Here is a 12,383-nt window from a genome sequence, read left to right on the forward strand (position 1 = left end):
CCTCTGCTGCCCCCCTCGAGCCGCCCAATCCGCAGCAGAGTCAAGACAACGCATGGCGGCACGGCCGCTGCGCAGGAGTGAATCGATGTCACCCGTGTTTGTATCGCGCCTGGCCATTGCGCTGGGCTTGAGCCTTGCAGTGCCGTGTGTGGCGCTGTCCGCGACAACCTCCGACCGAACCGCCAACGCTCCGGAACAACGCGCCGCCGCTCTGGTCGCGCAAATGACCCGCGAGGAAAAAGTCGCGCAGGCGATGAACGATGCTCCGGCGATTCCCCGCCTGGGCATCCCGGCCTACGAATGGTGGAGCGAAGGCCTGCACGGCATCGCACGCAATGGCTACGCCACGGTATTTCCGCAGTCGATCGGCCTGGCTGCCAGCTGGAATACCGAGTTGATGCACCAGGTGGGCACGGCGGTCTCCACCGAGGCGCGTGCCAAGTTCAATCAGGCCGGCGGCCCGGGCAAGGACCATCCGCGTTACGCAGGGCTGACCATCTGGTCGCCCAACATCAATATCTTCCGCGACCCGCGCTGGGGCCGTGGCATGGAAACCTACGGCGAGGATCCGTTCCTCACCGGGCAACTGGCAGTGGGCTTCATCCGCGGCCTGCAAGGCGATGATCTGGATCACCCGCGCACCATCGCCACGCCCAAGCACATCGCCGTGCACAGCGGCCCGGAGCCCGGCCGTCACGGCTTCGATGTGGACGTGTCGCCGCGCGACGTGGAAGCGACCTACACGCCCGCCTTCCGTGCCGCGCTCGTGCAAGGTCAGGCCGGCTCGGTGATGTGCGCGTACAACTCCCTGCATGGCACACCGGCCTGCGCGGCCGACTGGTTGCTCAACGGCCGCGTGCGTGGCGACTGGGGATTCAAGGGGTTTGTGGTCTCCGACTGCGATGCAGTGGACGACATGACCCAGTTCCATTACTTCCGTCCCGACAATGCCGGCTCATCGGCCGCTGCGCTCAAGGCTGGCCACGATCTCAATTGCGGGCATGCCTATCGCGACCTCGGCACGGCGATCGAACGCGGCGAAGTGGACGAAGCCTTGCTCGACCAATCACTGGTGCGCCTGTTTTCCGCACGCTATCGCCTGGGCGAACTGCAAGCGCCGCGCAAGGACCCGTATGCCCGCCTCGGCGCCAAGGACATCGACAACCGTGCCAATCGGGCGCTGGCGTTGCAGGCGGCGGCAGAGTCGATCGTGTTGCTCAAGAACCAGGCCAACACCTTGCCGCTGAAAGCCGGCACGCGGCTGGCAGTGATCGGCCCCAATGCCGATGCGTTGGCGGCGCTGGAGGCCAACTATCAGGGCACCTCGTCCGCGCCGGTGACGCCGCTGCTTGGCCTGCGTCAGCGCTTCGGCGCACAGCAGGTCAGCTATGCGCAAGGAGCGCCGCTGGCCGCGGGCGTGCCGGGCATGATTCCGGAAACCGCGCTGCGCAGCGATGGCGGGCCGGGACTGCGTGGCGAATACTTCGACAATGTCGACATGGACGGTTCGCCGCGCGTGGTACGGCAGGATCGCGTGGTGAGTTTCAACTGGGACCAGGTCAGCCCGGCCAAGGGCGTACCCGCCGATCGCTATGCGGTGCGCTGGAGCGGCGAGTTGCTGCCGCCGAGCGCTGGCGACTACACGCTGGCGGTGCGGGTGGCGCGCTGCTTCGATTGCACCGGCCACGATCCGGTGCGGCTGTACATCGACGACAAGCTGGTGGTCGCCGGCAATGCCGAAGACAAGCACGTGCCGGCCGGCATGCACAACGCCGATGGCCGCAGCGTGGAAACCGTGCTGCATTTCGACGACACCCGCCCGCGCAAGATCCGCCTGGAAATGGAACACCGCGGCCAGGATCAGGGCGTGCGCCTGGAGTGGCTGGCGCCGGCCGCAGCGCAACTGGCCGAAGCCGAGCAGGCCGTGGCGCAGGCCGATGCAGTGGTGGCCTTCGTCGGCCTGTCGCCGGACGTGGAAGGCGAGGAATTGCGTATCGACGTACCGGGCTTCGACGGCGGCGACCGCAACGACATCGCCCTGCCCGCCCCGCAGCAAGCGCTGCTCGAACGCGCCAAGGCCTCCGGCAAGCCGCTGGTGGTGGTGCTGATGAGTGGCAGCGCGGTGGCCTTGAACTGGGCCAAGACGCATGCCGATGCGATCGTGGCGGCGTGGTACCCCGGCCAGTCAGGCGGCACCGCCATCGCACGCATGCTGGCCGGTGACGACAATCCCGGCGGGCGCCTGCCGGTGACGTTCTATCGCTCCACCAAGGACCTGCCGCCCTATGTCAGCTATGACATGAAGGGTCGCACCTACCGCTACTTCAAGGGCGAGCCACTGTTTCCGTTCGGCTACGGCTTGAGCTACACGAGCTTCGCCTACACCGCGCCGCAGCTGTCCACCACCACGTTGCAGGCGGGCAACGCGTTGCAGATAACCACCACGGTGCGCAACACCGGCACGCGTGCCGGCGATGAAGTGGCGCAGGTGTATCTGCAGTACCCGGATCGCCCGCAGTCGCCGTTGCGCAGCCTGATCGGTTTCCAGCGCGTGCATCTGAAACCGGGCGAGCAGCGCACACTCACCTTCGCGCTGGATGCGCGCGCCTTGAGCGATGTGGATCGTGCGGGACAGCGTGCAGTGGAAGCAGGCGACTACACGCTGTTCGTGGGCGGTGGTCAGCCGGGAACCGGCGCCGCCGGTGAGGCTGCGGCGTTTTCGATTCAGGGCCGCTCGCCGCTGCCAAAGTAATCGGTACCGCCGCATGACACCCAACAGGCGTCGCCCGTCATGGCCGGCGCCTGTTGCGTCATGCAGCATGTTGCGCCGCAACGCATAACGCACCTGCCGCGCTGATGTGGCGTCGAATTGGTGATCTATCGACAGGCAATGCGTCGATCTGAGCACACGCGTCACACCTGCTTGACAGACGCAACCGTGAGGCCTATCACTACGCGCACTCGAAAGCGCACGCCGTCAGCCCGTGCGCTCCGAAGACGGCAATCGCGTTTCCACGCAGCACCGGCATTGGGAGATGGTTGTATGCAGCATCGTCGTATCGACCAGCGCCCATGTGTTGCCGCTCTCGCATTGCATCGCACCCGCGCGATGCGCGCCGTTGCTGTGACTCTGGCGCAGCCGTTATGACCAAGCACTACAAATTGAGCGCGATGCGATCGCGCTCCAAGTGCATCGCCGGTTATTCCCCGCCCCGCCGCTAACGCCTGCATCGCGGTCCCAGCAGGCAGACGCAGCGGCGCCACTCCCGTTCGGCAAGTCGCCCACGCATTGATCGCGTGCCGTGCGATGCCGTGCGCGTGCATCACCCGCAGACCGTCTGCCCATGAGCAAGGCATCGGCAGGACGTTGCCATCGGCAACGTTGCCCAGCATCTGGCGAGGTGGCACGTGGAAAAGCGTGAGCGTTCGAACGGCAAGCAATTGATCGTGGCAATCCTGACCGTCACCGGCATGGCCTCGGCGGCAGCCGCAATGGCCGGCACGGTGGAGGGCGAGCTCAAAGAGAGCAGCAGCGGCAAACCTGCAGCGAATGCAAAGGTACGCATCGCCGGCACGTCCTATAGTGCGGTGGCCGATGCGCGCGGGCACTTCGTCATCCACGACGTACCTGCCGGGCAATACGCGCTGAATCTGGACTACCCGGGCTTCAGCGCGGCAGAAACCAGCGTCCAGGTCGGCGACAGCGGCACTGCATCGGTGGCCATCGCGCTGGAGGAGGTCAAGCAACTGAAGGCGATCAGCGTGGTGAGCAATCGCTACGACGCCAGCGACCTGAAGATCAATGCCGCCAATACCGTGGATGTGCTGTCGGCCAACGATCTGCAACGCACCGCCGTGCACAACGTGGCCGAAGCGCTGGGCCTGATCGCCGGCATCAACATCACCACCACCGGCTCGGGCTATTTCGGCGGCATCGATGGCGCCGCGCGCGGCGAAGGCATGTTCGCCTCGGTGCGCGGGCTGCCGTCCGAATACAACGTCAACATGATCGACGGCGTCACCGTGGCGCAAGGCATGCCGTATAGCCGCAGCGTGCAACTGAGTTTGTTGCCGCCGACCGGACTGCAGACCATCGTCGCCAACAAGACCTCCACCGCCGACATGGACGGCGATGCGATCGGCGGCACGCTGGATTTCCGCACGCCCACCGCCTACGACTTCAAGGACACCACCAGCGGCAGCATCACCGGCAGCGGCCGGGTGGAGAGCCGCGCACGCGATTACGGCGGCGATGGCCTGGGCGGCGGCTTCGGCGGCGAGTTCCAGCACAAGTTCGGTGAGGCGCAGCAGTTCGGCGTCTATGCCAGCGCGTACTACGATTACCGCACCACCACCAACAGCGAGGTGGCCGCCGCCACCAGCGCGCTCAACGATGGGTCGTGGGAATACCTGAACACCGACGCCGACGGCGACAACGCTGCCGGTTTCGACCCGCAGCACAACCTCACCAGCACCGGCATGAACGTGGGCATCGCTGCCGGCTGGGAGCGTCGCTACGGCGGCAATGCCTCGTTCGACTGGCATGTGGACGACAGCCTGTCGCTGTATGCGCGCATGACCTACGCTTATGCCAAGACCGACCAGGGCACCACCTTCGTGCAGTTGCTGCCGCAGGATGTGAGCTACGTACCCACCGGCACGCCGGGCGTGTTTACACCCAATATCGGCCGCATCGCTTCACGCTTCTGGTACGAGACCAATCCGGAAATCGCCGACCTGGCAACCTTCCAGGTCGGTGCGAAAAAGACCGTAGGCGGCTGGACGTTCATGCCCAACGCGTTCTACAGCTTCGGCAATAACGACCGCCCCGACCATGTGGAAATCGACGGACGCGAAGACAAGTTCACCCAGGACAACTACGCCTACTCCGGCAACACCCTGGTGGGCTATGGCGGCAGCGCGTTCCCGTACCCTCGGCTCACACCTGCACTGCAGGCGCAGGTCAACAACATCCCCTCGTTGTATGCCAGCAGCTATGGCGAACAGACCAAGATCTACTCCGGCCAGAAGAAAGGTGGCGCGCGCCTGGACACGCGCTACGACTTCGAAGATGGCGCGCTGCGCTCGCTGCAGTTGGGGGTGAAGTACAGCAAGAGCAGCCGCCGCTACACCAATCGCGACTGGTATACCGGCGGTGTGGACGGCACCACCACGCTGGGCGACCTGGGGATCTTCACCGGCACCTATGCGTCGATCTTCCCTGGCAAATACGACTGGAATACGCCCCGGGTGAGCGAAGCTGCGGTGGCCGATGTGATCGCCCAGCACGTCACCGACGATGACCTCGACACCTGCGGCAGCGCGTTCTACGTCAACAACTACAACTGCAACACCATGCGCGGCACCGAGGCGGTCAGCGCGGCCTATGCCAGCGCCACCTTCACCATGGGCAACCTGGATATCGTGCCGGGCGTGCGCTTCGAGCACACCGCCATCAACAACACCTTCTGGGTGAGCCCGGTGGATGCCGATGGCAACGCAATCGTCGGCTACTTCGACCACAACCACACCTCCTACAACGAACCGCTGCCCAGCGTGTTCCTGACCTGGCGGCCGGATCTGCGCACCGCCTATCGCGCATCGGTATGGACCAGCTACACGCGCCCGGCTTTCGTGCAACTGGGCGGCGGCAGCCAGATCGATATCTCCAACGGCGTCACCACCATCACCCAGGGCAATCCCGATCTGAAGCCGATCGAATCCACCAACCTGGATCTGTCCGGCGAATGGTCCACCGAGCGCGGCGGGTTCTTCTCGCTGGCCGGCTTCTACAAGCAGCTACGCAACTACATCTACGATGCCGGCTCGGCCCAGGCCAATGGCAACACCAGCGGCAGCGGCACGGTGCTGTACCACATGCCCACTAATGGCGGCGACGGCAAGATCTACGGCGTGGAAATCAGCGCACGGCAGAAATTCCAGGACCTGCCCGCCCCGTTCGACGGCCTGGGCATCAGTGCCAACGCCACCCGCCAGCATGCGCGTGCGGACCTGGGCCTGGATGGCTTCGAGAACGAGCACATGCAGTCTGCGCCATCGGCGATGGCCAATCTGGAACTGTTCTACGAACACAGCGGGTTCTCGTTGAACCTGAGCTATCACTTCAGCAGTTCCTACCTGCTGGGCTACGACTTCCTGCACGCAGGCGCGCCGTGGAACGACCTGTGGGCACGCCCGACCCGGCGCGTGGATCTGCACACCGGTTACCGATTCGACAACGGCGTGAGCATGGATCTGTCGATCTCCAACCTGACCAAGCAATACAGCTACTGGGCGCATGTGGGCCGCAAGAACCTGGCGATCTCCGACATCGTCGATGCCGGCAGCACTGCATTGTTGACGGTCAAGTACGCGTTCTGACGGCATGTCGCGCTGCGCGTTTGCGCGTGCGTGGCGGCACCGCATGCGCGGCCACAGCCGTGCAGCGCGATGCCGCGCGGCAGTTCCTTCCACCCTGGTTGGAGAGACGATGAAACGCAGGAACCTGTGCACCTTCGGCCTGCTCGCACCGTTCGGTCTGGCGGCTGCGCCGGCGGTGCTGTCGTCGCCCCGTGCGCCGGTACCGGATGGCCGGCCACATGTCTTCGGATTCGAGCGCGGCCAGTTCGTGCTGGATCGGCAGGCGTGGCAGATCCGTAGCGGCGAGATGCATCCGCTGCGCATTGCGCGTGCCGATTGGCTGCACCGCATCCGCATGGCCAAGGCGATGGGCTTGAACACCATCGCGCTGTATCTGATGTGGAATGCGTACGAGCGCGAACCGGGGCAGTTCGATATCGAAACCGGCGAACGCGACTTCGTCGCCTTCATCCGGCTCTGCCAGCAGGAAGGCATGTGGGTGTATCTGCGACCCGGCCCGTACGTCTGCGCGGAATGGACGCTGGGCGGCTTGCCTGCGTATCTGCTCCGCGAGCCGGGCATGCGCCTGCGCGACGCACACGATGCCCGTTACATGGCGGCGGTGCAGCGCTACATCGGCGTCGTGGCGCCACGCATCGCACCGTTGATGACCAGTGCCGGCGGGCCGGTGCTGATGCTGCAGATCGAAAACGAATACAGCATGCAGGGCAGCGACGTGGGCTATCTGCAGGCATTGGCCGCGCTGTGGCGCGCGCACGGCATCGATGGCCCGTTTTCACTGGCCGAAGGCATGAAGGATCTGCGTCGACGCAAGGCCTATGTTCCCGGTGCTGCACTGGGATTGGATGGTGCCGATCTGAATGAACTCCACGAAGGAACACAGCTCGCAGGCGATGCACCGGTCTGGGTGGCCGAAGGCTATCCGGGTTGGCTGACGCATTGGGGCGAGGACGCGTTCGCGCGGCGCGATTACGCACCGATGCTGCAGCAGCTGATGGCCGCCGGGTACTCGTTCAATCTGTACGTGGTGCACGGCGGCAGCAATTTCGGGCTGAGCGCCGGTGCCAATGCCGAAGACGATGGTTCGCAATTCCAGCCTGCGCTGACCAGCTACGACTACAGCGCGCCGATCGACGAAGGCGGCCGCGCCACGCCTGCGTACATGGCGCTGCGTCGGATCATCGCCCAGCACACCGGCACTGCGCTGCCAGCGATCCCGGACGCACCGCCCCGCGCCCGCTTTGCATCGTTCACTGCACACCCGGTCGCCACGCTCTGGGACAACCTGGGTGCCGGCCCGGTGCACACCGCACGGCCCGCCGACAATCAGACCCTGCTCAAGCAGAACCTGGGATTGGTGGTGTACCGGCGCCGTATCGCGGCCGGCACGCAGCTGGATCTTGGGCAGGTGCACGATTACGCGACAGTGCACATCGACGGCGACGAGATCGGCCACGTCTCGCGCATGCAGCACGCGCGCCTCAACAGCACCCCGCAGCTGACGCTGCCGCGCGCCGCGTCCAGCGCGCGCACACTGGACGTGCTGGTGGACAGTTTTGGCCATATCAATTTCGGCCCGGCCCTGGGCGATGCGAAAGGCTTGCTCGGCCCGGTGCAGCTGGACGGCGAGGAGCTGCGCGATTGGCAGGTGCACGGCTTGCCGCTGGATGGCGACAACGCGCCCACGCTACGCCCGCTGCAAGAACCACCGACGCGCCCCGGCCTGTTCTTCGCGGCCGACATGCACCTGGAAACAGCCGGCGATCTCTACCTCGACATGCGCCAGTGGCGCAAAGGCTATCTGTGGGTCAACGGACATCTGCTCGGGCGCTATTGGGACATCGGCCCGCAGCACTGCCTGTTCTGCCCTGGGGCGTGGCTGCGCCCGGGCAACAACGCGGTGTTGGTACTGGATCTGCATCAGCTCGCGCCCACCGCGATCCATTGCGCCGACGGGCTGCGCTCGACACGCAGCGCAACGGCCGCAGCGACAGTCGCACCTGCAGCGTCCTGCGCATGCTGACCTCGCCCACCCTGCTGGCGCAACACGCGCAGGCCTCGGCACCGCCGCGCACGCTCGGGTTCTGGAGCGCGCTGTCGGCCAACCTGCTCAACATGATCGGCATCGGCCCGTTCATCACCATCCCGCTGGCGTTGTCGGCGCTGGCCGGGCCGGCAGTGTTGGTCGGCTGGGTCGCCGGCGCGCTGTTGTGCCTGTGCGATGGGCTGGTGTGGGCCGAACTGGGCGCGGCGATTCCCCGCTCCGGCGGGCCGTATCACTATCTGCGCGAAGCCTACGGCCGCGAGCGCTGGGGCCGGCTGTTCGGCTTTCTGTATCTGTGGCAGACGCTGCTGACCGCACCGTTGTCGGTGGGTTCTGCCGCAGTGGGCTGCGTGCAATACCTGGCGTTCCTGATGCCGGCGCTGGGCCACACCCAACTCACCGCCATTGCGATGGCGCTATGCGCGTTCAACACGCTGCTGCTGTATCGCAAGGTGCGCTCGGTGCAGTTGCTGTCGCTGCTGGTCAGTGCGGTGGTGATCGGCGCCTGCGTGTGGATCATCGGCAGCGGCGTGCTGCACTTCGATGTCGGCATCGCGTCGGCATTCTTGCACGCGCGTCCCGCGTCGCCGCATGGATTTTGGCTGGGTTTCGGTGCGGTGGCGTTGATCGCGGTCTACGACTATGGCGGCTACAACAACGTGTGCATGCTCGGCGGCGAAATCCGCAAGCCGCGCCGCACGATCCCGCGCGCGGTGCTGATCTCGATCCCGATCGTGGCGCTGCTGTATCTGGGCCTCAACATCACCTTGCTCGGCGTATTGCCGTGGCAACAGGCCGCGCACTCCAAGGCGGTGATCGCCGACTTCATGCAGGCCATCTATGGCCCCATCGGCAGCACCGTGGCGGTGGCGCTGATCGTGCTGGCCAGTTGGGGCTCGGCGCTGGTGGTGCAGTTGGGCTACTCGCGGGTGCCGTATGCGGCCGCGGCGGCCGGGCAGTTCTTCAGCGTGTTTGCGCGGCTGCATCCGCGCGGCGGGTTTCCCACCGTGTCGCTGCTGTTCGTCGGTGCGACCTCGGCGTTGGCCTGCCTGCTGACGCTGGACGATCTGATCGCCACCTTGATGATCATCCAGATCCTGTTCCAGTTTCTGGCGCAATGCCTGGCAGTGGTGCTGTTGCGACGCAAGCGCCGTCGGCGTGCCTTTGCAATGCCGCTGTACCCGTGGCCGCTGTTGATCAGTGTGTTCGGCTGGCTGTATCTGCTGGCGACCAGCCCGGGACGGCGCCTGCTCGCCGCCGTGCTGGCGCTGTGCGTGGGCAGCGCGTTGTATCTGATCCAGGCGAGGAGGGAGCGCGCATGGCCATTCCAGCTGCAATGAACACGGCGCAACTCATGGTGGTCGGCGAGGTCTATCTGGACCACATCTTCGCCGGCTTCGAACGCTGGCCGGCGCCGGGCGAAGAAGCGCTTGCGCGCCATTACACGCGTGAACTCGGCGGCGGCACCCTCATCACCGCCTGCGCGCTGGCGCGGCTGGGTTGCAATGTGCGCGTGATCGGCGCGATCGGTGCGCAGGACCGTCCGTTGTTCGAACGACGTTTGGGCGAGTTCGGTGTCTCGGCCGAGGGTTTGATCGACTCGGAAGCCGGTACCGGCGTGACCACCAGCGTGTCGCTGCAGGAAGACCGTTCGTTCTTCACCTATGCCGGCGCCAATGCCGAGCTGGGCACGCTGCTGTTGCGCGAAGACGTCATCGCCACGCTGTGCGCAGCAGCGCATGTGCATTTCGCAATGCCGCTGCCAGCAGAGTTGGCGCGTGTGGTGTTGCCGCAGCTGGCACGCGCCGGCTGCACCACCTCGCTGGACGTCGGCTTCAGCCCGGCATGGCTCACCGACCCGGCCAATCACCCCACCTGCCGTGCGGTGAGCTGGTTTTTGCCCAACCAGAAGGAAGCCGCACTGATGGGCTGCGGCGACGGCGCCGATGCCTGCCTGGCCTGGGCGCACGCGCTCGGCCTGCGCCAGACGGTGATCAAGCTCGGCGCCAGCGGCGCGATGGTGATCGACGCTGCCGGCGCGCGCCCGATCGCCGCGCCCGCCGTGCAGGTGCGCGACACCACCGGCGCCGGCGATGCCTTCGATGCCGGATTTCTCGCCGCGCGCCTGCACGGCCAGCCACTGGATGCCTGCGCGCAGCAAGGCTGCCGCAGCGGCGCGGCGTGCTGCAGCGCACTCGGCGCGCTGGACGGTCTGTTTCAACTCTCTCCCCCCACACACGAGGACGTTCCATGAGCAGTTCTGTCGACAATCGCAAGCTGACCCTGATCGGCGGCGGCGGCGTACGCACGCCATTGGTGGTGTACGGCGTCAACGAAGCCGCCGAAGCGCTGGGCGCGCGCGAGATCGTGCTGTACGACCCCGACCAGGAGCGCCTGGCGCTGATGGTGGCGATGGGCCGCGCCATCGTCGCCGAGTCCGGTGGCGCACTGCAGGTGCACGCCGCGCCATCGCTGGAGGCAGCGATCGAAGGCGCGCATTTCGTGCTCAACAGCATCCGCGTCGGCGGCATCGCCCAGCGCGCCTCCGACGAGCAGACCATCATCGGCCACGGTTATTCCGGCCAGGAAACTACCGGCCCCGGCGGCGTGGCCAAGGCCTTGCGCACGGTGCCGGTGGCGATCGAACAGGCGCGCATGATTGAGCGGCTGAGCCCGGACGCCTGGCTGGTCAGCTTCACCAACCCGGCCGGGCTAATCACCCAGGCCATCAGCGCGCACACCCGCGCACGCGTGGTCGGCATCTGCGACACGCCGGTGGAGTTGTTCCACAACATTGCGCGCGCGCTCGGCGAGCCGGCCGCCGATGTGGAATGCGAATACGTCGGCCTCAACCACCTGGGCTGGATCCGCGCGGTGCGCGTGCGCGGCGTGGACGTCATCGACCGCGTGCTCGCCGACGACGCCATCCTGCGTCAGCTGTACCTGGCGCCGTTGTTCGACTTCGACATGCTGCGTGCGCTGCGCTTGATCCCCACCGAGTACCTGTATTTCTTCTACGAACGCCGCCGCGCGCTGGATAACCAGCGCGCCAGCGGGGCCAGCCGCGGTGGCGAGATCGAGCGGCTCAACCGCAGCCTGGTCGGCGACCTGCGCAGCCGCCTGGAGGCCGGCGACACCACCGGCGCGGTGCAGACCTATGCCGCCTACCTGGCGCAGCGCTCCGGCTCGTACATGAAGCTGGAGGCCGAGGCCGGCTCGGCGTTCGCGCCGGACCTGGCGCCGCAGCCGGACCCGTTCCGTGCCAGCACCGGCTATCACCGCATCGCCGTGGACGTGATGAGCGCCCTGACCGGCGCCCGCCCCAGCCGGCACGTGGTCAATGTGCGCAACCAGGGCGCGATGGCTGAGCTGGCCGACGACGACATCGTGGAAATCGCCGCCGACATCGACCGCGACCGCATCGTGCCGATCCCGGCCGCGCCGCTGCCCAGCGCAGTGCAGGGGCTGGTGCGCTCGTTCAAGGCCTACGAGCACGCCGCGATCGAGGCGGCGCTGAGCGGTAGCCACCTGGACGCCTGCAAGGCCATGCTGATCCATCCGGCGATCGGCGAATGGAGCCCGGCGCGGCGCCTGTTGGATGCATTGTTCGGGCATGAGCACGACGATGGCCACTGCGCAGGTCCGGCGCATTGGCGTGCGCAGGCAGCCGGGTGATCGGTGGACCGGGGCGTCGCGTATTGGCGAGACGCCTGTTCGGAGCGCACTCCACTTGCAGCCGCGCTCGGCATGCAGGCCCGACGCCCCCGGCCACCCTCATCCCCGCACCGTCGAGGACGTCGCCAGCAGCGTGTTCAGCGCGGAGCCGCACGCGCGGTGCCCATCAGCAGGCCGGTCTGCGTTGCACCCGCTTGCGGGCGTCGTTACCGCTGTCCATGGCAACGGCATTGCACGGCGAGCAGGCGTTGTCCGCGCAACCGCGGTGACCTGGAGAAGCCGC

At 66.5% G+C, this 12,383-nt stretch carries 6 protein-coding genes; all 6 read left to right on the forward strand.

The genetic code is table 11. The features are described 5' to 3' along the window. The first annotated feature begins 85 nt into the window (after positions 1-85). Positions 86-2,752: a glycoside hydrolase family 3 C-terminal domain-containing protein gene (locus GGR62_RS06610; protein ID WP_184407129.1), complete on the forward strand. Its 2,667-nt coding sequence runs from the start codon at positions 86-88 to the stop codon at positions 2,750-2,752. A gap of 740 nt (positions 2,753-3,492) precedes the next feature. After that, positions 3,493-6,381, forward strand: coding sequence for a TonB-dependent receptor (locus tag GGR62_RS06615; RefSeq protein ID WP_260305626.1), 2,889 nt, complete (start codon positions 3,493-3,495; stop codon positions 6,379-6,381). A 109-nt stretch (positions 6,382-6,490) separates the two neighbouring features. After that, positions 6,491-8,404 (forward strand): beta-galactosidase, encoded by a 1,914-nt coding sequence (locus GGR62_RS06620; RefSeq protein ID WP_184407131.1) that lies wholly within the window; start codon positions 6,491-6,493, stop codon positions 8,402-8,404. Next, complete coding sequence (locus GGR62_RS06625) at positions 8,398-9,765, forward strand: APC family permease (protein ID WP_184407132.1); 1,368 nt, start codon at positions 8,398-8,400, stop codon at positions 9,763-9,765. Before GGR62_RS06620 ends, GGR62_RS06625 begins: the two co-directional genes overlap by 7 nt. After that, on the forward strand, positions 9,762-10,679 hold the full coding sequence (locus GGR62_RS06630; protein ID WP_184407223.1) for a carbohydrate kinase family protein: 918 nt from the start codon (positions 9,762-9,764) through the stop codon (positions 10,677-10,679). The genes GGR62_RS06625 and GGR62_RS06630 overlap by 4 nt, the downstream gene beginning before the upstream one ends. Next, positions 10,676-12,100 (forward strand): 6-phospho-beta-glucosidase, encoded by a 1,425-nt coding sequence (locus GGR62_RS06635; RefSeq protein WP_184407133.1) that lies wholly within the window; start codon positions 10,676-10,678, stop codon positions 12,098-12,100. Before GGR62_RS06630 ends, GGR62_RS06635 begins: the two co-directional genes overlap by 4 nt. Positions 12,101-12,383 lie beyond the last annotated feature (283 nt).

This window comes from Xanthomonas sp. 3075 (assembly GCF_014197275.1).
Classification (GTDB): Bacteria; Pseudomonadota; Gammaproteobacteria; order Xanthomonadales; family Xanthomonadaceae; genus Xanthomonas; species Xanthomonas campestris_B.